Source organism: Streptomyces sp. NPDC088915, assembly GCF_044749825.1.
Lineage (GTDB): Bacteria > Actinomycetota > Actinomycetes > Streptomycetales > Streptomycetaceae > Streptomyces.
This window is the reverse complement of the sequence record NZ_JBIVIR010000002.1, coordinates 386,900-406,671: the sequence shown is the minus strand read 5'-3', so window position 1 is coordinate 406,671 and position 19,772 is coordinate 386,900. Positions and strand designations below refer to the sequence as shown.

Sequence of the window (19,772 nt, the reverse complement as noted above, 5' to 3'; positions counted from 1 at the left end):
ATCAGGGAGCGGTGTCCGGTGCCGTGCATCGCAAGGCGGAGGAGGGAGGCAGGGCGGAGCCCTGGCGAGTGACGACAACGCGGCTGGGGGTGCCCCCGTGCCCGAAGGGCTACGGGGGAGCGGTGCCGGACGCCGCGAGCCCGGCCTGATCGACAAGACACCCCCTGGGGGAGTCCCCCTAGCGGGTCTGGCAGCCCGGGCACCAGAAGAGGTTGCGGGCGGCCAGGTCCGCCGTGCGGACGTCGGTGCCGCAGACGTGGCAGGCCATCCGGGCGCGCCGGTAGACGTACACCTCGCCGCCGTGGTCGTCGACGCGCGGCGGGCGGCCCATGGCCTCGGGGGTGTGCTCGGGCCGTACGGTGTCGATGCGGTTGAGCCGTACGCCCTCGCGCATGAGCAGCACCAGGTCGGCCCAGATCGCGTCCCACTCCCCCTTGGTGAGGTCCTTGCCGGCGCGGTACGGGTCGATGCCGTGCCGGAAGAGGACCTCGGCGCGGTAGACGTTGCCGACGCCGGCGACGACCTTCTGGTCCATGAGGAGGGCGGCGACGGTGGTGCGGGACTTCGAGATGCGGCTCCAGGCCCGGTCCGGGTCGTCGCCGTCGCGCAGCGGGTCGGGGCCGAGCCGGTCGTGTATCGCCCGCTTCTCGGCGTCCGTGATCAGGGCGCAGGCGGTGGGGCCGCGCAGGTCGACGTACGCCTCGGGGTTCGCGAGCCGCAGCCGGACCGTGTCGGTGGGCGGCGGGGCGGGGGCGTCGCCGAAGGTCACCCTGCCGAAGAGGCCGAGGTGGACGTGGACCCAGCCCCGGCCGGCGAAGCCCAGGAAGAGGTGCTTGCCGTGGGCCTCGGTGGTCTCCAGGACGGTGCCGTCGAGCAGGGCGGCCGAGTCGGCGAACCTGCCCTGCGGGCTGGAGACGCGCACGGGCCGGCCGCCGAACCGCTCGCGGTGGTCGGCGGCCAGCCGGTGGATGGTGTGCCCCTCGGGCATCAGGCGGTCGGCTCCTGCGGGTGGTGGGCCGGGATCGGGGGGAGCTCGCCGGTGTTCTCGTAGGCGGTGAGCATGTCGATCCGGCGGGTGTGACGCTCGTCACCGGAGTACGGGGTGTCGAGGAAGATCTCGACGAACTTGGTCGCCTCTTCCCGCGTGTGCATCCGGCCGCCGACGGAGATCACGTTGGCGTTGTTGTGCTCGCGGCCGAGGGCGGCGGTCTGCTCGCTCCAGGCGAGGGCGGCGCGCACCCCCTTCACCTTGTTCGCGGCGATCTGCTCGCCGTTGCCGGAGCCGCCGATGACGATGCCGAGGCCATCCGGGTCCGCGGCCGTCTTCTCGGCGGCGCGCAGGCAGAACGGCGGGTAGTCGTCGAGGGCGTCGTAGACGTGGGGACCGCAGTCGACGGGCTCGTGGCCGTGGGCCTTCAGCCACTCGACGAGGTGGTTCTTGAGTTCGTAGCCGGCGTGGTCGGAACCGATGTAGACGCGCATGGTGCCGAGTGTGGCACGTCCCGAGCGGGGTAGTGGGCAGCGGGGTCGGGACCTTCGTCCGGCCTGGTACGGACCTTCGCCTCTCGCGCGGCCGTCCGTACAACGATCCGGAACAGGGGCTTCCGATCAGCCCCCTCCCCGGGGTTGAATGCCCGGGCTCGCGACCCGAGCGACCCCCACACACGAGGAAGCGTCCATGAACACGCAACCGACCCTGACGAAGGACGACGGCACGGCCGGCACCACCGGCACGCCCGACACCTCCGACGGTCTCAAGGCCGGTCTCAAGAACCGCCACCTCTCGATGATCGCCATCGGCGGCGTCATCGGCGCCGGCCTCTTCGTCGGCTCCGGCTCCGGCATCGCCGCGGCCGGCCCCGCGATCCTGCTCTCCTACGCCCTCGTCGGCGCCATGGTCGTCTTCGTGATGCGGATGCTGGGCGAGATGGCCGCCGCGCGGCCCTCGTCCGGCTCCTTCTCGGCCTACGCGGACCAGGCCCTCGGCCGCTGGGCCGGCTTCAGCATCGGCTGGCTGTACTGGTTCTTCTGGGTGGTCGTGCTGGCCGTCGAGGCGACCGCGGGCGCCAAGATCCTGGAGGGCTGGATCCCGGCCGTACCGCAGTGGGGCTGGGCGCTCATCGTGATGGTGGTGCTCACCGCCACCAACCTCGCCTCGGTCGCCTCCTACGGCGAGTTCGAGTTCTGGTTCGCCGGCATCAAGGTCGTCGCCATCGGCGCCTTCGTCGTCGTCGGCCTGCTCGCGGTCTTCGGCGTGCTGCCCGGCTCGGACAACCCGGGCGCCGGGTTCGCGCACCTCACCGACGCCGGGGGCTTCTTCCCGATGGGCGCGGGCGCGATCCTCACCGGTGTGCTGATGGTCGTCTTCTCCTTCATGGGCAGCGAGATCGTCACCCTGGCCGCCGGCGAGTCGGAGGACCCGCAGCGCGCGGTCACCAAGGCCACCAACAGCGTGATCTGGCGGATCGGCGTCTTCTACCTGGGCTCGATCTTCGTGGTCCTGACCCTGCTGCCGTGGAACGACAAGTCGATCGTCGAGAAGGGCTCGTACGTCGCCGCCCTCGACTCCATCGGCATCCCGCACGCCGGCCAGGTCATGAACGTGATCGTCCTGACGGCCGTCCTGTCCTGCCTGAACTCGGGCCTCTACACGGCCTCCCGGATGGCCTTCTCGCTCGGGCAGCGCGGTGACGCCCCGAAGGCCTTCGCCCGCACCAGCGCGCGGGGCGTGCCGCGGACGGCGATCCTCGGCTCGGTCGTCTTCGGCTTCGTCGCGGTCTTCTTCAACTACAAGTGGCCGGACACCGTCTTCGCCTTCCTGCTGAACTCCTCCGGCGCGGTGGCGCTCTTCGTCTGGCTGGTCATCTGCGTGACCCAGCTCCGGATGCGCGGCATCATCCTGCGCGAGTCGCCGGAGAAGCTGGTCGTGCGGATGTGGCTCTTCCCGTACCTGACCTGGGCGACGATCGGCATGATCGTCTTCGTCCTCGGCTACATGCTCTACGACGGCGGCAGCGCCCGGGAGCAGGTCGTGCTCTCGCTGCTCGTGGCCGCGCTCGTGGTCGCGGTGGCGCTGGTCCGCGAGCGGGTCGGAAAATCCGCTCGCCGCTGACGCACGGCGCCCGGAAGGGTGGCGGCATGCTGCCGTACGACCGGATCAGAGCGCTTCTGCGCCGGCACGACGCCTCCTTCCACGGGGACGCCCCCGCCGACCACGACCGGGCGGCCGCCGAGGAGCGCTTCGGGCGGCTCCTCGACGCCGCGCGCGAGCGCTTCGGCCCCGCCGCCCGGCCCGGGTACGGACAGGACGTCTCCTCCTACGGCGCGGTCGTGGTCCCGGCGGAGGACGCGGGGACGGAAGGGCCGCTCGAGGTGCTGATGAGCAACTACGGGCCCTTCGTCGCCGCCTGGACCCTCGCCGGCCCCGCGCCGGCCCGCCGGGAGACGCCGGGCGCGGAGGCCCTCGACCGGCTCGACGGGGTCTGCGCCGCGCTGGACTGCGTCCACGTGCCCGTCGAACTGCTCCAGGAGGAGTACGACGGGGTCGTGGACCTCTACGGGGACAGGGCGTGGGCCGCGTTCGCGGAGACCCTCGGCGAGGACTCGCCGTTCTTCGCCTCCTCCGAGGAGGACGAGGAAGAGGACGAGGAGGCCGTGCCCCTGCGGTGGACGGACCGGTACTTCGACTACGTGTGAGGCGTGCACGCGCGCGTACGTGAAAGGGCCCCGGCGGAGCGCGCCGGGGCCCTCTCGCGTGCCGTGCGGGGCTCAGCCCTTGCGGCCGGCGAGCTTCCAGGCGGCCGGGAGGGCGCCCATGGCGAGGGCGGCCTTGAGGGCGTCGCCGATGAGGAACGGGGTGAGGCCGGCGGCGACGGCCTGGCCGAAGGTCATGCCGGTGGCGAGGGCCAGGTAGGGCACGCCGACGGCGTAGACGACCGCGGAGCCGAGGGCCATCGCGCCGGCCGTGCGGAGCACCGAGCGGTCGGCGCCGCGGCGGGCGAGGGCGCCGACGACGGTGGCGGCCAGGAGCATGCCGAGGACGTACCCGAAGGACGGCATGCCGTAGCCGGAGGTGGCCTGGGCGAACCAGGGCACGCCCGCCGCGCCGGCCACCGCGTACAGCGCGAGGGCGAGGAAGCCGCGGCGGGCGCCGAGGGCGGTGCCGACGAGCAGGGCGGCGAAGGTCTGGCCGGAGACCGGGACCGGGGAGCCGGGGACCGGGACGGAGATCTGCGCGGCGAGGCCGGTAAGGGCGGCGCCGCCGACGACGAGGGCGACGTCACGGACGCGGCTCGCCGGGATCAGGTCGGCGAGGACGGTGCCCGGCCGGAGGGAGCGGACGGGGGCGGCGGCGATGCTCATCGGGTACTCCGCGGGGGTGAGGGTGGACGGACACGTTGACGCTATGCCAGGAGTGAACGTGCGATCACCGTCAGCGGCCGACAAAGCGGGGGGCGACCCCTTCATGGGGTTTCGACAAAGGACGGTTTTCCCGCCGCGCGCCACGTGACCCTTGTCACTGGCAACTCGCCGGGAGACGCCCCTTTTGCGTCAAGGGGAGGGCACCGGAGAGACTGTGGGGTCTCCATAAAGCACCGCCTCCCGAGAGCACGAGCCCCCCACCATGCGCGACACCCCGCCGCCCCCTCCGCTCACCGAACCGGAGCCCCTCTCCCACGGCCTGAAGCAGCGTCACCTGACGATGCTGGGGCTCGGCGGGGTGATCGGCGCGGGCCTCTTCGTGGGCTCGGGGGCGGGCATCGCCGTCGCCGGGCCGGCCATCGTGCTCTCGTACCTGATCGCGGGCGCGCTCGCGATGCTGGTGATGCGGATGCTGGGCGAGATGTCGGCGGCGATGCCCGCGTCGGGCGCCTTCTCGGTGCACGCGGAGCGGGCGCTCGGCCGGTGGGCGGGCTTCTCGGTGGGCTGGCTGTACTGGTTCCTGCTCGTCGTGGTCCTCGCCGTGGAGGCGACGGGCGCGGCCCGGATCGCGCACGGCTGGGTGCCGGGGGTCCCGCAGTGGGGCTGGGTCCTGGTCTTCATGGTCGTCTTCACCGCCGCCAACCTCGCGGCGGTGAAGAACTTCGGCGAGTTCGAGTTCTGGTTCGCCGCCCTCAAGGTCGGCGCGATCGTCCTCTTCCTGGTCCTGGGCGTCCTCGCGATCGCCGGGTGGCTCCCGGACACCGACCCGGTGGGGCTCGCGAACCTCACCGGGCAGGGCGGCTTCCTGCCCAACGGCTGGTCGGGGGTGGTGTCGGGGGTCCTCGCCGTCGTCTTCGCCTTCGGCGGCCTGGAGGTCGTCACGATCGCGGCGGCCGAGTCGGACGACCCGGCGCGGAACGTGGCGCGGGCGGTGCGCAGCGCCGTGTGGCGGATCCTGCTCTTCTACGTGGGCTCGATGCTGGTGATCGTGACCCTGCTGCCGTGGACGTCGATGGAGCCGGGCGAGTCGCCGTACGTGGCGGTCCTGGACGCGATCGGGGTGCCGGCGGCGGGTCAGATCATGAACGTGGTGGTCTTCGTGGCGCTGCTCTCGGCGCTCAACGCCAACCTGTACGGCTCCTCCCGGATGGTGTTCTCGCTCGCTGAGCGCGGGGAGGCGCCGAAGGGGCTCCTGAAGGTCTCGGGCGGAGGGGTGCCGCGCCGGGCGGTGCTCGCCTCGGTGGCCTTCGGCTTCGTCTCCGTGCTGCTCAATCTGAAGTGGCCGGATTCCGTCTTCCTCTACATGCTCAACGCGGTCGGCGCGGTCCTGCTCTTCGTGTGGGGCCTGATCGCGGTCTCGGAGCTGCGGCTGCGGCGCCGGATCGAGCGGGAGGCGCCCGAGACGCTGACCCTGCGCATGTGGGGCTTCCCCTGGCTGACGTGGGTGGCGCTCGCGGCGATGGGCGCGGTGCTCGTCCTGATGCTGTGCGACGAGGGGGCGCGGCCGCAGGTGCTGTGGTCGGCGGGGGCGACCGGGGCGGTGCTGCTCGTGGCGTGGGTGCGGGAGCTGCGGGCGGGACGGGGCTGAGGCGCGTACGGACCGGGTGGGGAGGGGCCGGAGGGCGGCGCACGAAGTGGAATCAGACCTTCACCTTGTGTGAAGACCGTGACCGTATAGCGGACATCTGTTCCCTCTGAACGGTGTGGCCGCCCAGACTGAGGCCCGTTCCCCCGTCTCAGCCAGTGAACAGGGCGGCCCATGTCCCGGACCACCGCGCCCGCGCCCGTCGACCGCGAGGACGACGGCGCGACCCCCGCCGAGGGGCTCTCCCACGGCCTCAAGCAGCGCCACCTCTCGATGATCGCCCTCGGCGGCGTCATCGGCGCCGGCCTCTTCGTCGGCTCCGGCGCCGGCATCGCCGCCGCCGGCCCCTCCATCGTCATCGCCTACGCCCTCTCCGGCATCCTCGTGATGCTGGTGATGCGGATGCTCGGCGAGATGTCGGCCGCGAACCCGGCCTCGGGCTCCTTCTCCGTCCACGCCGAGCGCGCCTTCGGCTCCTGGGCGGGCTTCACCTCGGGCTGGGCCTTCTGGTTCCTGCTCTGCGTCGCCGTCGGCCTGGAGGGCATCGGCGCGGCGAAGATCATGACCGGCTGGTTCCCCGGCAGCCCCGAGTGGGCCTGGGTCGCGCTCTTCATGGTGGTCTTCTGCGTCACCAACCTGGCGGCCGTGAAGAACTTCGGCGAGTTCGAGTTCTGGTTCGCCGCCCTCAAGGTCGGCGCGATCGTCCTCTTCCTGGGCATCGGCGTCCTGGCGATCACCGGTCTGCTGCCCGGCACGGACGCCCCCGGCACCGCCAACCTCACCGGCGACGGCGGGTTCTTCCCGCACGGCTCAGAGGGCCTGATCGTGGGCCTGCTCGCCTCGGTCTTCGCGTACGGCGGCCTGGAGACGGTCACCATCGCGGCGGCCGAGTCGGAGCACCCGGTGCGGGGCGTCGCCAAGGCGGTCCGCACGGCGATGTGGCGGATCGCGCTCTTCTACATCGGCTCCATGGCGGTCATCGTCACCCTGGTGCCGTGGGACGACGCGACGGTCGTCGAGAAGGGCCCGTACGTCGCCGCCCTCGACCACCTGGGCATCCCGGCCGCCGGCCAGATCATGAACGTGGTCGTGCTTGTCGCCCTGCTCTCAGCGATGAACGCCAACATCTACGGCGCCTCCCGCATGGCCGGCTCGCTCGTCGCGCGCGGCCAGGGCCCGAAGGCGCTCGGCCGCACCTTCGGCGGCGTCCCCCGTCCGGCCGTGCTCGTCTCCTCCGTCTTCGGCTTCGGCTGCGTGCTGCTGAGCTACTGGCGCCCGGACGACGTCTTCGTCTGGCTGCTCAACACCATCGGCGCGGTCATCCTGGTCGTCTGGTTCTTCATCGCCGCCTCCCAGCTGGTGCTGCGCCGCCGCACCGAGCGCGAGGCGCCCGAGAAGCTCGTCGTGCGGATGTGGGCCTTCCCGTACCTGACGTGGGTGGCGCTGGCCGGCATGGCGGCGGTCTTCGTCCTGATGGCCCGCGAGGAGGGCACCCGGGTGCAGCTGTACTCGACGGGCGGCCTGACCCTGCTGCTCGCCGCCGTCGGCCTCGTACGCCAGAAGGCGGCACGCAACCGCGCCTCCTGACCCCGCCCCGCACCGACGGGGAGACCCCCGGACCGCACCCGGTCCGGGGGTCTCCCCGTGCCCGGAGGAAAGAACGGGCCGGGACACGGGACCTAGGACGAAGGGCTGATCAACTCCGGTGCGCACCTACTGTTAGCCTGCACCTGCATACAGGTTGCAATAAGCAGGAGCAGTCGAAGGGCCGGGCACATGCCGATCTACACACTTCCCGAGCTGCCGTACGACTACGCGGCGCTGGAGCCGGTGATCAATCCGCAGATCATCGAGCTGCACCACGACAAGCACCACGCGGCCTACGTCAAGGGCGCGAACGACACCCTGGAGCAGCTGGAGGAAGCCCGCGACAAGGACCAGTGGGGTTCGGTCAACGGGCTGGAGAAGAACCTCGCGTTCCACCTCTCCGGCCACATCCTCCACTCCATCTACTGGAACAACATGAACAGCCCGAAGGACGGGGGCGGCGGCGAGCCGCTGGCCGCCGACGGCGTCGGTGACCTCGCGGACGCGATCACCGAGTCCTTCGGCTCCTTCGCGAAGTTCAAGGCCCAGCTCACCAAGGCCTCCGCGACCACCCAGGGCTCCGGCTGGGGCGTCCTCGCGTACGAGCCGATCAGCGGCCACCTGATCGTCGAGCAGGTCTACGACCACCAGGGCAACGTCGGCCAGGGCTCGGTCCCGATCCTGGTCTTCGACGCCTGGGAGCACGCCTTCTACCTGCAGTACAAGAACCAGAAGGTCGACTTCATCGAGGCCATGTGGCAGGTCGTCAACTGGCAGGACGTGAACAAGCGCTACCACGCCGCCAAGGCCTCGGTGCCGCTGATCTCCTTCTGAGCCGGGCCGCCGCCGGTCCCCCGTCGTCCTGCTCGTGATCGTCTTCTCAACCTTCACTTGCGGGCGGAATGAGGAAGAACCCCCGCGATGACGTGAATCGCGGGGGTTCTTCTGTGCCTGCGGAGACGTGTCCGCGGCGGTGACTACTCGAAGCTCGGCGCCGCCGTCCGGGTGCGCTTGATCTCGTAGAAGCCCGGCGTCGACGCCACGAGCAGCGTGCCGTCCCACAGCCGGGCCGCCGCCTCGCCGCGCGGGGTCGGGGTGACCACGGGGCCGAAGAAGGCGACCTCCTCGCCGTCCGGGCCCGGCACCGCGACGACCGGGGTGCCGACGTCCTGGCCGACCTTGTCGATGCCCTCCTTGTGGGAGGCGCGCAGCTCGGTGTCGTACGTGTCCTTGTCGGCGTACTCCACCAGGTCCTCGGGCAGGCCGACGTCCTTCAGGGCGCCGGCGATCGCCTCGCGGGTCGGGCCCTCGCCGTTGTTGTGGAAACGGGTGCCGAGCGCGGTGTAGAGCTTGCCGACGACCTCGTCGCCGTGCAGCTCACGGGCGGCGATCACCACGCGGACCGGGCCCCAGGCCTTGGTCTCCAGCATCTCCCGGTACTCCTCCGGGAGCTCGTCGAGCCGGTTCTCGTTGAGCACGGCCAGGCTCATGACCTTCCAGCGCACGTCGACCGGGCGCACCTTCTCCACCTCCAGGATCCAGCGGGAGGTCATCCAGGCCCAGGGGCACAGCGGGTCGAAGTAGAAGTCTGCGGTGGTCCTGCTCTCGGACATGTCACTCCTCGGTACGGCCGCGGGAAGGAAGGCGGTGCGTCGGAAGGGGAGAACGCCACGGACCCGGACGGGCATTCCCGTGTACCGGGTGACAGGGGCACATGGGAGGATCGGTGCTGTTTCGAACGCGCCACGAAGGAGTGACCGTGCCCGGTGAGAATCTGTCCCGCGACGAGGCCCACGAGCGGGCCGCGCTGCTGTCCGTCGACGGGTACGAGGTCGACCTCGACCTGCGTTCGGCGGTCGGGGAGTCCGACGAGGCGGTGCGCACCTTCCGCTCGGTGACGACGATCCGCTTCCGCCGTACGGGGTCGGGCACGAGCACCTTCGCGGACCTGGTCGCCCCCTCCGTGAACGCGGTGACCCTGAACGGGCGCCCGCTCGACCCGGCGGAGGTCTTCGACGGCGCGCGGATCGCGCTGGACGGCCTGGAGGACGAGAACACGCTGGTCGTGGACGCGCAGTGCGCCTACAGCCGGACCGGCGAGGGCATGCACCGCTTCGTCGACCCGGAGGACGGCGAGGTCTACCTCTACACGCAGTACGAGCCGGCCGACGCCCGCCGGGTGTACGCCAACTTCGAGCAGCCCGACCTCAAGGCGCCGTACCGCTTCTCGGTGACCGCGCCGGAGGAGTGGACGGTCTGGTCGAACGGCGCCGGGGAGCGGGACGCCGAAGGCGTGTGGCGGTTCGCCGGGACGGCGCCGATCTCCACGTACATCACCTGCGTGGTCGCCGGCCCGTACCACTACGTGACGGACACCTATCGGCGCGGGGACCTGGAGATCCCGCTCGGGGCGATGTGCCGCAAGGGCCTCGCGAAGCACTTCGACGCGGACGACGTCTTCCTGGTCACCAAGCAGGGCTTCGACTTCTTCCACGACAACTTCGACTTCCCCTACCCCTTCGGGAAGTACGACCAGGCCTTCGTCCCCGAGTACAACCTCGGCGCGATGGAGAACCCGGGGATGGTGACCTTCCGCGAGGAGTACGTCTTCCGGGGCAAGGTCACGCAGGCCTCGTACGAGGCGCGGGCCAACGTCATCCTGCACGAGATGGCGCACATGTGGTTCGGTGACCTGGTCACCATGGTGTGGTGGGACGACCTGTGGCTGAAGGAGTCCTTCGCGGACTTCATGGGCTCCTTCGTGAACGCCGAGGCGACCCGCTTCACGAACAGCTGGGTGACCTTCGCCAACAACCGCAAGTCCTGGGCGTACCGCGCCGACCAGCTCCCGTCCACCCACCCGATCACGGCCGACATCCGTGACCTGGAGGACGCCAAGCTGAACTTCGACGGCATCACGTACGCCAAGGGCGCCTCGGTCCTGAAGCAGCTCGTGGCCTATGCGGGGCGGGAGGCGTTCCTGGAGGGCGCGCGCCGCTACTTCAAGCGCCACGCGTACGGGAACACGCGCCTGGGCGACCTGCTCGCGATCCTGGAGGAGACCTCCGGGCGCGACATGAAGGCGTGGGCGAAGTCCTGGCTGCAGACCTCCGGCGTGAACGTGCTGGCGCCGGACGTCACCTACGACGCCGAGGGCCGGATCACCGAGCTCGCCGTCCTCCAGGAGGGCGACGAGCTCCGTCCGCACCGGACGGCCGTGGGCCTGTACCGGCTGGGGGCGGACGGCGCGCTCACCCGGTACGCGCGGGCCGAGGCGGACGTCACCGGCGCCCGCACGGTCGTGGCCGACCTGGCGGGCGAGGAGCGGCCGGACCTGGTGCTCGTCAACGACGACGACCTCACCTACTGCAAGATGCGCTTCGACGAGGGCTCGCTGGTCACCCTGCGGGAGCACCTCGGGGACGTCACCGATCCGCTGGCCCGCGCGCTGTGCTGGTCGGCGCTGTGGAACCTGACCCGCGACGGGCTGGTGCCGGCCCGGGACTTCGTCGCCGTCGTGCTCGCCTTCGCGGGCCGCGAGACCGAGATCGGCGTCCTCCAGATGGTGCACGCCTGGACGAAGTCGGCCGTCACCCTCTACGCGGACCCGGAGTGGCGCGAGGAGGGCGGCCGGCTGCTCGCCGAGGGCGGGCTGCGCGAGCTGCGGGCGGCGGAGCCGGGCAGCGAGCACCAGCTGACCTGGGCGCGGTTCTTCGCCGCGACGGCCTCCACCGACGCCGACTTCCAGCTCCTGGAGGGGCTGCTCGACGGTACGGCGCGGATCGACGGCCTGGACGTCGACCAGGAGCTGCGCTGGGCGCTCCTCTCGCCGCTCGCCGCGCACGGGCGCGCGGACGAGGCCCGGATCGGCGAGGAGCTGGCCCGGGACGACACGGCGACGGGCAAGCGCCACCAGGTGCGGCTGCTGGCCTCGCGCCCCTCGGCGGCGGTCAAGGCGCAGGCCTGGGCGCAGGTCGTCGAGTCGGACACCCTGTCGAACGCGCTCGTCGAGGCGACGATCTCGGGCTTCGTCCAGCCCTCGCAGCGCGAGCTGATCGCCCCGTACGCGGAGAAGTACTTCGCGGCGATCGAGCGCCTGTGGGCCGAGCGGTCGATCCAGATCGGCATGGACGTGGTCCGGGGCCTGTTCCCGGGGCTCCAGGACGACCCGGCGACCCTGGCCGCCACGGACGCCTGGCTGGCCTCCCACGCGTCCTCCGCACCGGCCCTGCGGCGCCTGGTCCTGGAGTCCCGCGACGACCTGGCGCGGGCCCTGCGCGCCCAGGAGTGCGACCGCGCGGCGGAGTGACGCCCGACTGGACGCGACGGGGGCCGCGGGCTTCGGTCCGCGGCCCCCGTCGCCGTGTGCGCGGGACGGGGCCGTGCCTCATCGGCATTCGAACGCGCGTACTTTAGGGCGAGCTTGTCCCCAATTGTCGACGAACGTGTAACAGGGGTTAGGGGAGCCTTCGGAAGCGGAAGACCCCCGGCATGAACCACAACGCCCCCCTCACCCCCCGCCCCCTCCCCCTCTCCTCCCGCACCGGGAGTGCCCAGCGTCTCGCCAGTGCCGATCAGTTGAGGGCGCAGGGCTTTCCCGCCGCCGAGGTCGCCGCGCAGTGCCGGCCCGGCGGGTGGCAGCAGGTGCTGCCCGGGGTCTTCCTGCTCCGGCCGGGGCCGCCCACCAGCGAGGACCGGCTGCACGCCGCGCTGCTCTACGCCCGCCGGCCCGGGACGCTGCCGCGGCAGGGGCCGGAGGCGATGATCACCGGGCTCGCCGCCCTGACCCTGCACCGCTTCGCCTCCGCTCCCCCGCTCACCGCCCTGGAGCGGATCGACGTCCTGGTGCCGCGCACCCGGCGGCTGCGCTCGACCGGGTGGGTGCGGGTGGTGCGCGCCCCGGAGGCGCCGGAGCCCGTCCAGCTCACGGGCGTCCCCGTCGCCCCGGTCGCCCGCGCCGTCGCCGACGCGGTGTCGGGCCTCTCGGCGGCGGAGGAGGTCCGCGCGCTGCTCACCGAGGCGGTGCGCGGCGGGCACTGCGAACCGAGCGCGGTCGTACGGGAGTTGAGCCGGGCCCGGCTGCTCTCCCGGCCGCACGTGGCGGACGCGGTGGACGCCCTGCTCACCGAGGGGCGCTCGCTCTCCGAGGAGCGGCTGTACGCGCTGGTGCGGGAGTTCGGGCTGCCGGACCCGCTGTGGAACGTGGACCTGCGGCTGCCGGGCGGCCCGCACCTGGGCGGGGTGGACGCCTACTGGCCCGACCAGGCGGTGGCCGTCGAGCTGGACACCCGGGCGCCCCGGCAGGACGACGACGCGCTGTGGTCCGAGTACACCCGCAAGCGCGAGCACCTGGAGCGGCTCGGCATCACGGTCGTCCACCTCACCCCGCGCAAGCTGCGCGAGGCGAGGGACCAGCAGGCCACCGTGGTCCGTACGGCCCTGATGGCCGCGCCGGACCGGCACCCCGCCGCGTACGTCGTCGTCCTGCCCCGGTGAGGGTTACGGCCGGGGGGAGGTGCCGCAGAACTCGGCCTCCAGGACGGCGCCGCTGTCGCCCGTCCAGTCGGCGTTGAAGTTCAGGGCGAGGGAGTGCTCGCCGTCGCGGGTGACCCGGCCCTCGGTGGAGGAGCCGTGGATGCCGCCGCTGTGGCCCCAGATCTCCTTGCCGCAGCTCAGCTTCTCCTCCATGATCCCGAGCCCGTACCGGATCTGCGGCACGTCCGGGGAGACCGGGACGGTGGTGGTCAGCTCCCGCATCTCCGCCCTCGGCAGCAGCCGGCCCTTGAGGAGGGCGCGGTAGAAGGTCTGGAGGTCGTTCGAGTCGGAGATGATCTCGCCCGCCGCCCCGGCCACGGACGGGTTGAGCCGGGAGACGTCGTGGACGGGCGCGTCCGGGTCCTGGGACAGCTTGGACCAGGCCGGGCTGCTGGGCTCCGGCATCGACGGGCGGGTGCCGGGGACGCTGGTGCCGCGCAGCTTCAGGGGCTTGATGATCCGGTTCTCGACGGCCCTGCCGTAGGGGCGGCCGGTGACCTTCTCGATCACCATGCCGGCGAGGACGTAATTGGTGTTGGAGTAGCTCCAGCTCGTGCCGGGCGGGAAGTCGGCGGGGTGGGACAGCGCCACGTCGACGAGCTGCCGCGGGGTCCAGGTGTCGTAGCGGTGCTCCAGGAAGCCGGGGCCGAAGACCCTCTCCTGGAAGGCGGGGTCGGACGTGACGTCGTGGACGCCGCTGGTGTGGTTGAGCAGCTGGCGGACGCTGATCCTGCGGCCGTCGTGGCCGTTGCCCCGGACGACGCCGGGCAGCCACTTCTCGACCGGGTCGTCGAGGTCGATCCTGCCCTCGGCCTGGAGCTGGAGAAGGACGGTGGCGACGAAGGTCTTGGTGAGGGAGCCGATCCGGTAGTGGTCGTCGCCGCCGCGCTCGCCGGCGGTGCCGGTCCAGTTCCTCCGCCCGTCGCGGGCCTGCGCGACGACGCCGGGCACGCCCGCGTCGACCTGGGCCCGGAGCGCCCGCTGCGTGGCCGCGTGGTCGCGCTGCCGGGGCTCGGGGGCCGCGAGGGCGGGGGTGGCGAGGGCGGTGGCGGTGAGGCCCGCCACGAGGGCGGCGGCGACGGCGGTGCGGAGGCTACGGGTGGTGCGTACGGCTGGCATGCGGACTCTCCTGGACTCTGCCGGGCTCTGCACGGCGTGTGCTGCGCGTGCTGCGGTCGGCGGGCAGGACCCGGCGGGGTGCGGGGAGGGTTGAGCGGTCCGGGGACGGTTGAGCCGTTTTCAGCCGTTCGGCGGGAGGGCGGGGTCGCGCGGCACGCTCAGCCGGGAGCGGCCGGTCGGGGGCCGCTCCCGCCACAGGTCGAGGCCGATGCCGACGAGTTCGACGCGGGGCAGGCCGGGGACGGCGGAGAGCGGGTGCCAGGCGGCCAGGTCGGTGGAGCCGCCGGTCTCGTGGCGCAGCTCGCCGCCGGTGATCCGGGCCTCGTAGACGATCCGGAGGCCCTGGAAGTCGCCGGGGCTCGCGAAGCGGCGCGGCCGGCCGCGCCGGACGGAGTCGATGCCGAGGAGGGCGACGGGTTCGGCGGCGTATCCGGTCTCTTCCCCGACCTCCCGGACCACGGTCCGGGAGGGTTCCTCGCCGTGGTCCGTGCCGCCGCCCGGCAGGGTCCACAGCTTGCCGCCGTCGCCCGCCGCCCGGCGGGCGAGCAGGATCTCGTCGTCCCGGACGCACACGGCGTAGGACGGCATCCTCAACTCCTTTCCCATGCACCGGGGTTAGAGCCAGTACGTGGGGTACGTCCGCCCCGTCGCGGGGGCGGCCGCGAGGCCGGCGGCGACCAGGAGGAGGCAGGCGAGGGCGAGAAGGCCGAGAAACGACCAGAGGGGCGGGTCCTGGAGGGCGACGACGACGGCCGTGGCGGCGGCGGGCGAGTGCGGGGCGCGGGCGAGGGCCATCACGCCGAGGGCGAGGCCGCCCGCGACGGCGGCGCCCCACGGTCCCGGCCCGGCCACGGCCAGGACCGCGAACCCGGTGAGGGCGGAGAGGAGTTGGCCGCCGACGACCGAGCGGGGCTGGGAGAGCGGCAGGTCGGGAGCGCCCGCCACGAGCGCGGCGCTCGCGGCGAGCGGCGGGATCAGCAGGGGCTGGTGGAGGAGGGCGCCCACCGCGACCAGGAGGAGGAGCACGGCGACCGCGGCGGCGGTGGCACCGAGGAGGACGCGGGGGCGGGGGCGGGCGGGTGGCCGGGGGCGGGGCGCGGACGCCGCGGGCGCGGCGGAAGGTCGAAGGGCTTCGGGGACTTCGGGGACTTCGGAGGCCTCTGCGGCCGGGGTAGTGGGCACGGGGTCCTCGGGGTCGGCGGTCGCGGTGGGGCCCGGCCGGGGCGCCACGGGCCCCTGGGGTCGCAGGGGCCCGTGGCGCCGCGGCCGCGGCCGTGGTCGGGTCGGGTCGGGTCGGGTCGGGTCGGGTCGGGTCGTCAGGGTGTGGCCGGGTTGGCCGGGGAGTACTCCGGGGGCGACCAGCGCAGGGGGCTGGCGCCCGGCGTCTCCACCACGCGGTCGGCGCGGAAGCGGACCACGCGTTCGTCGGGGCCGTACTCGGCGTGCGCGTGGCCGGTGAGCTGGAGGGTCGTGCCGGTCTCCCAGTCCAGGAAGAGCAGGCCGGCGCGGCCGTCCGACTCCAGGTTGCCCAGGGTCAGGAACATCGCGTTGCCCGGGTAGTCCCGCCAGCTCAGCTCCCGGGGCCCCTCGACCCGGACGAAGCCGGGGTTGCCGCCCCGGTGGCTCGTGTCGGCGCCGTCGGGGGCGGCGGTGGCCACGAAGAAGGTGTCCGCCGCCCGGACGCGGGCCGCCTGGGCGGGGGTGAGCGCCTCGCCGCGGGCGGCGCCGGTTCCGGAGCCCGCGGGCTCGGAGCCGTACCACTCCCTCTTCTGGAGGTACTTGGGGCAGTTGGAGAAGACCTGATCCGCCTCGACGGTGAAGCCGCGACCGCTGGGCCGGGCGGTGCCGTTGAGGCGCATGCGGCGGCGGGTGCGGGGGTCGAGGGCGAGGGTGCCGACGGGGGTGCCGGCCGGGGTGATCGCGCCGGCGAGCGGGTCGTGGGCGGGGACGCCGCCGGCGACGGAGACGGTGTGCGGGCCCGTGGCGCGGGCGAAGCCGGGCGCGCCGGCGAGCAGGCTCGCCCAGACGCGCCCGCAGGCGTCCGCCGCGCCGATCACCAGCATCGGCTGGGCCTCCAGGAAGGCGGCGGCGACCGGGCGGATGCCGGAGCCGACGGAGCGGCCCACGTGGTCGGCGAGGTCGCGGACGCCGACGCGCTCCTGCACGGCGAGCGATCCGGGGTGATAGGCGTCCATGGGGCTCCTCCGGGGTGCGGGGCGGTCCGTCGTCTAGAAGAAGCCGCAGGCGGGGGCCGAGCCCGACGGGGCCGGGGCCGTTTCGGCGCCCTTCGGGACCGAGATCTCCAGACGGGTGCCGTCGGGGTCGTGGAAGAAGATGCCGCCGGAGGCCGCGCCCTCCCGGTGGGCGACGACGCCCTCGTACGCGAAGGTGGCGCCGCGCGCGGTGAGCGCGGCCTCGGCGGCGCGGACGTGGTCGAGGGACTCGGCCTCGAAGGCGAGGTGGTGGAGGCCGGGGCGGCCGGAGTCGTAGGCGCCCTCGGCCTGCCGCCAGAGGGCGATCACCAGGCGGCCGTCCCGGCCGAGGAAGGCGTACTCCTTCCCCTCGTCCGTCTCCCCCTCCGCGCTCCTCCCGATGACCTCGAAGCCGAGCACGTCGGCGTAGAAGGCGAGCGAGCGCTCCAGGTCCGTGACGTTGATGCCGACGTGGTGGGTGGTGAGCGTGCCGATCGCGGACATGACGGTTCCCTCCCGTACGGGCCGCCCCGTGCGGGCTAACCCTCTAACTCGACTTTAAGGGTTAGCCGGAGCGAACGTCAACCGCTCACGTACTCTTGAGGGGTTAGCCCCCGGAGGAAGGTGCCCGCCCATGACCGCCGTCGACCCCCGGCCGCTCACCGGTGAGCCCGTCTCCCTGGACCTGCTCAACACCCGCTGGAACGAGGAGGGCGTCCGCCGGGACCTGCTCACCGACGTCGAGGGGCTCGCCGTCTGGCTCGCCGCCAACGGCCTGGAGGGGCGGTTCGCCGCCGACGCCGCCACCCTGCGTCACACCCTCACCGCCCGGGACGCGCTCGCCGCGCTCGTCGACCGCCCCGGCGACCCCGCCGCCACCGCCCGCGTCGACACCGTCCTCGGCCGCGGCCGCATCCGGGCCACGCTCACCGCCGAGGGCCCCGGCGAGGAGGCCGAGTTCGCCGACCCCGCGTGGGGGCCGGCCTGGACCGCCGCCCGCGACTACCTCGACCTGCTGCGCACCGCGCCCGACCGGATCCGGGCCTGCGCCCACGAGGCGTGCATCCTGCACTTCTTCGACACCTCGCGGAACGGCACCCGCCGCTGGTGCTCGATGGCGGTCTGCGGCAACCGCGCCAAGGCCTCCCGGCACTACGCCCGCGCCAAGGAATGACCCCATGACGCACCGCGGCGGCCCACCGGTCAACCGGTGAGCCGCCGTGCGGAGTTCATCTGCGGCGCTAGCCCCGCCCGGAGCCGTGCCGCCGCGTCCGGAGATGGTTCCGGACGAGAAGCGCGATCACCGCCACCAGGAGGAGGAGCGACGCTCCGATCTCCAGGGGGCCGAAACGCTGCCCCGCGAGCGCGACGAGCGCGGCGAAGAGACCGACCGTCAACAAGACGCCGCCGATGAGCTTGGTCATGATCTCCGACCTACTTGTCTAGAGGGCGGCACCGGTGAACGAAGTGGCACCGGAGCCCGTCATCTTAATCTTCACCCAAGGGTAGTTGTACGCGTACGTGCCGTACACGGGCGCCACGAGGGCTATCTTGTGCTTCATGTAGGAGTACGCCGTCGAAGCCGAAAGCTTCGTCGCGGTGTTGGCTATGCGTCCCTGGTCGTCGACGACGCTCGACTCGTTGCTCAGGTAATCGCCGCGCGTCCCCCAGGCGGTGACCTTTCCACCCGCGTACTTGAAGTTGGCGTAGTGGACGTACCGGTAGATGACGCTGCCGAGGTAGCTGTAGTTGGTTTCCGTCACCTTGGCCAGCTTCCACCTGCCGGCGGCCACTCTGGTGCTGAATCCCGTACCGCCCGAGGCACCCTCTTCCGGCACCTCCACGAGGTCGCCCGTGGAGGTGTTTCCCCCGTTGGTCCACGAGCTGACGAGAGCCTTCGTCTCCGTCGAGTTCATGGTGACGTCGTCGAGGTTGTCGTACGTGCCGTCCGGAAGGATGTTGTAGTTCAGGGTCTGGTAGGCGACTTCCGGGCCGTCCGCACCCATGTTGACCCACGGGCAGGGAATCTGCTCGGAGAGCGCCGGGTCCCGCTCGTAGACGAGTTTGCAGTCGGCGATGCTCCCGGAGGCGTCGGCGATGCGCTGAAGGGCGGCGGCGACCTCGGGGTCGGCCGTTCCAGCGGCTTGGGCCGTCGGAACGGCTCCCGCCGTCAGAGCGACCGCGGCGGCGGCCACCACCAGACGGCCGACGCGTCGCCGAGCGGAACCACTGAACTTCGACATGGCTGTACCAACCTCACTGAGAAGCCTGGGGAGACATCCCGCCGGGAGTTCGAGCGAACCGTTTCGGCGGGGCCTCTCTGACGCCTCAAAGCCTCGTCCAGACCGGCGTCGCGCCGCTATTGAACCTTCGGCATAGCCCGAACGGGAAGGTGCTCGCGCAGCGCAGCACCACGGGGCCATCTCGCTCCCGGGGCGGGAAAGGCGCACCGACACGGATGCAGGTGCCAGACCGCCGCGACCGCCGCAGCGGTACGGCTCTCGAGACCGAGCTTCAACAGAATTCTTCCGACATGCGACTTCACCGTCCCCTCGGAAACCCCCAGACGGCGGGAGATCGAATGGTTCGTGTCTCCGGTCGCCAACAGCGCGAGCACCTCGTGCTCACGCTCGGACAGTTGCCCCATTCGCTGGACTGCCGAACCGAGATCAATCGAGTGATCCATTTCCGCACCCTTTCTCAAGGACCCCAGATACCACTTTCTTCTCCGTCCGTGACCGGATTTCCCGGAGCACTTCCGGAAGCTACGACGCCACCTCCCGAAAACTGCTGAGGAACCTGCGAGAGCGGCGCCGTCAGCATCAGGAGAAACATTCCGAGTACGATCGGAAGCTTTGCGCGGAACATGGTGGATCCCCCCAGGATCGACGAGAGCGGGAACGGCATCCCTCAACCGGTGCCACCACATATGTTTCCGCGCGGCTCCCCTACCAGGAAGGCCCGGCGGCTGGACTCAAGTGGCCCTGACCCAAAGGGTCCGCGGCCCTCACGGACACTGCGGGCCGGCCAGCAGGCGTTTGTAGAACTCGGCCACGAACGCCGCCTCACATGTGACGAGCTCCCAACTGGCGGCCAAGCCCTCTGGCATGAGGACACGCAGGCAGGCGGTCTCCGCCGCTCGTTCCGCCTCCACCAGATTGCGTGCCGCCACGAAGAGCCCGAGAACGGGGATGCCCGGCAGGTCGTCGTGGAGGACCACGTGCTCAATGCTGGCCGGTTCGACTTCCTGACGGCAGATCTCCTCCTCGAACCTCTCGGGAAGGGACACTTCCCCCTTCGCCCGGAGTCGTGCGTGAATGAGGTACATGCCG

The 19,772-nt window shown here is 72.1% G+C and carries 20 protein-coding genes and 1 pseudogene; 8 read left to right on the top strand and 13 right to left on the bottom strand.

Annotated elements, in window-relative coordinates:
- Positions 1-178: 178 nt before the first annotated feature.
- A complete protein-coding gene (locus ACIP5O_RS05385) occupies positions 179-988 on the bottom strand; it encodes an Fpg/Nei family DNA glycosylase (protein ID WP_401288849.1) in 810 nt (269 codons plus the stop codon).
- The gene (locus tag ACIP5O_RS05380) at positions 988-1,482 is read right to left on the bottom strand and encodes a ribose-5-phosphate isomerase (RefSeq protein ID WP_401288846.1); all 495 of its coding nucleotides are present in this window, start codon (positions 1,480-1,482) and stop codon (positions 988-990) included. Before ACIP5O_RS05380 ends, ACIP5O_RS05385 begins: the two co-directional genes overlap by 1 nt.
- Positions 1,483-1,678: 196 nt before the next feature.
- Here ACIP5O_RS05380 and ACIP5O_RS05375 point away from each other — a divergent pair, with 196 nt between their 5' ends.
- Together ACIP5O_RS05375 and ACIP5O_RS05370 are read left to right on the top strand one after the other, a co-directional pair.
- Positions 1,679-3,112 carry an amino acid permease gene (locus tag ACIP5O_RS05375; RefSeq protein ID WP_401288844.1) on the top strand — a complete coding sequence of 478 codons (1,434 nt, stop codon included), beginning with the start codon at positions 1,679-1,681 and terminating at the stop codon, positions 3,110-3,112.
- 26 nt (positions 3,113-3,138) lie between these two features.
- The gene (locus ACIP5O_RS05370; protein ID WP_401288843.1) at positions 3,139-3,696 is read left to right on the top strand and encodes a hypothetical protein; all 558 of its coding nucleotides are present in this window, start codon (positions 3,139-3,141) and stop codon (positions 3,694-3,696) included.
- Between the two features lie 72 nt (positions 3,697-3,768).
- Here ACIP5O_RS05370 and ACIP5O_RS05365 read toward each other — a convergent pair whose 3' ends face one another.
- Positions 3,769-4,362: a biotin transporter BioY gene (locus ACIP5O_RS05365; RefSeq protein WP_401288841.1), complete on the bottom strand. Its 594-nt coding sequence runs from the start codon at positions 4,360-4,362 to the stop codon at positions 3,769-3,771.
- 262 nt (positions 4,363-4,624) lie between these two features.
- On the opposite strand from ACIP5O_RS05365, the gene ACIP5O_RS05360 reads away from it, so the two are divergent.
- The 3 genes from ACIP5O_RS05360 (at position 4,625) to ACIP5O_RS05350 (ending at position 8,428) form a co-directional block, all read left to right on the top strand.
- Positions 4,625-6,010, top strand: coding sequence for an amino acid permease (locus tag ACIP5O_RS05360; protein WP_401288838.1), 1,386 nt, complete (start codon positions 4,625-4,627; stop codon positions 6,008-6,010).
- A gap of 171 nt (positions 6,011-6,181) precedes the next feature.
- A complete protein-coding gene (locus ACIP5O_RS05355; RefSeq protein WP_401288836.1) occupies positions 6,182-7,594 on the top strand; it encodes an amino acid permease in 1,413 nt (470 codons plus the stop codon).
- 189 nt (positions 7,595-7,783) lie between these two features.
- Positions 7,784-8,428 carry a superoxide dismutase gene (locus ACIP5O_RS05350; RefSeq protein ID WP_401288833.1) on the top strand — a complete coding sequence of 215 codons (645 nt, stop codon included), beginning with the start codon at positions 7,784-7,786 and terminating at the stop codon, positions 8,426-8,428.
- A gap of 143 nt (positions 8,429-8,571) precedes the next feature.
- On the opposite strand, the gene ACIP5O_RS05345 is transcribed toward ACIP5O_RS05350, so the two are convergent.
- Complete coding sequence (locus ACIP5O_RS05345) at positions 8,572-9,207, bottom strand: DsbA family protein (protein WP_401288831.1); 636 nt, start codon at positions 9,205-9,207, stop codon at positions 8,572-8,574.
- A gap of 146 nt (positions 9,208-9,353) precedes the next feature.
- Between ACIP5O_RS05345 and pepN the strand changes: the two genes are divergently transcribed.
- Complete coding sequence (gene pepN / locus ACIP5O_RS05340; RefSeq protein ID WP_401288829.1) at positions 9,354-11,903, top strand: aminopeptidase N; 2,550 nt, start codon at positions 9,354-9,356, stop codon at positions 11,901-11,903.
- 182 nt (positions 11,904-12,085) lie between these two features.
- The gene (locus ACIP5O_RS05335; RefSeq protein WP_401288826.1) at positions 12,086-13,090 is read left to right on the top strand and encodes a hypothetical protein; all 1,005 of its coding nucleotides are present in this window, start codon (positions 12,086-12,088) and stop codon (positions 13,088-13,090) included.
- A 3-nt stretch (positions 13,091-13,093) separates the two neighbouring features.
- On the opposite strand, the gene ACIP5O_RS05330 is transcribed toward ACIP5O_RS05335, so the two are convergent.
- The 5 genes from ACIP5O_RS05330 to ACIP5O_RS05310 all read right to left on the bottom strand — a co-directional run bounded on the left by ACIP5O_RS05330 (position 13,094) and on the right by ACIP5O_RS05310 (position 16,944).
- Positions 13,094-14,248 (bottom strand): serine hydrolase domain-containing protein, encoded by a 1,155-nt coding sequence (locus tag ACIP5O_RS05330; protein ID WP_401288825.1) that lies wholly within the window; start codon positions 14,246-14,248, stop codon positions 13,094-13,096.
- Between the two features lie 120 nt (positions 14,249-14,368).
- Positions 14,369-14,854 (bottom strand): NUDIX hydrolase, encoded by a 486-nt coding sequence (locus ACIP5O_RS05325; RefSeq protein WP_401288822.1) that lies wholly within the window; start codon positions 14,852-14,854, stop codon positions 14,369-14,371.
- Between the two features lie 9 nt (positions 14,855-14,863).
- Positions 14,864-15,430, bottom strand: coding sequence for an HPP family protein (locus tag ACIP5O_RS05320; protein WP_401288820.1), 567 nt, complete (start codon positions 15,428-15,430; stop codon positions 14,864-14,866).
- Positions 15,431-15,564: 134 nt separating this feature from the next.
- Positions 15,565-16,443, bottom strand: a complete 879-nt coding sequence (locus ACIP5O_RS05315) for a pyridoxamine 5'-phosphate oxidase family protein (protein ID WP_401288818.1) — start codon at positions 16,441-16,443, stop codon at positions 15,565-15,567.
- 33 nt (positions 16,444-16,476) lie between these two features.
- Positions 16,477-16,944 carry a VOC family protein gene (locus ACIP5O_RS05310; protein WP_401288815.1) on the bottom strand — a complete coding sequence of 156 codons (468 nt, stop codon included), beginning with the start codon at positions 16,942-16,944 and terminating at the stop codon, positions 16,477-16,479.
- A gap of 130 nt (positions 16,945-17,074) precedes the next feature.
- Between ACIP5O_RS05310 and ACIP5O_RS05305 the strand changes: the two genes are divergently transcribed.
- Positions 17,075-17,614 (top strand): CGNR zinc finger domain-containing protein, encoded by a 540-nt coding sequence (locus ACIP5O_RS05305; RefSeq protein WP_401288813.1) that lies wholly within the window; start codon positions 17,075-17,077, stop codon positions 17,612-17,614.
- Positions 17,615-17,681: 67 nt separating this feature from the next.
- Here the strand turns inward: ACIP5O_RS05305 and ACIP5O_RS05300 are convergent, their stop codons facing one another.
- From ACIP5O_RS05300 to ACIP5O_RS05285, 4 genes and pseudogenes are all read right to left on the bottom strand, one after another.
- A complete protein-coding gene (locus ACIP5O_RS05300) occupies positions 17,682-17,864 on the bottom strand; it encodes a hypothetical protein (protein ID WP_401288812.1) in 183 nt (60 codons plus the stop codon).
- A gap of 18 nt (positions 17,865-17,882) precedes the next feature.
- Positions 17,883-18,683 (bottom strand): hypothetical protein, encoded by an 801-nt coding sequence (locus ACIP5O_RS05295; protein WP_401288810.1) that lies wholly within the window; start codon positions 18,681-18,683, stop codon positions 17,883-17,885.
- Positions 18,684-18,913: 230 nt separating this feature from the next.
- Positions 18,914-19,090: pseudogene (locus ACIP5O_RS05290) on the bottom strand (response regulator transcription factor); the annotation flags it as partial.
- 357 nt (positions 19,091-19,447) lie between these two features.
- Positions 19,448-19,768: a hypothetical protein gene (locus ACIP5O_RS05285; RefSeq protein ID WP_401288807.1), complete on the bottom strand. Its 321-nt coding sequence runs from the start codon at positions 19,766-19,768 to the stop codon at positions 19,448-19,450.
- Positions 19,769-19,772 lie beyond the last annotated feature (4 nt).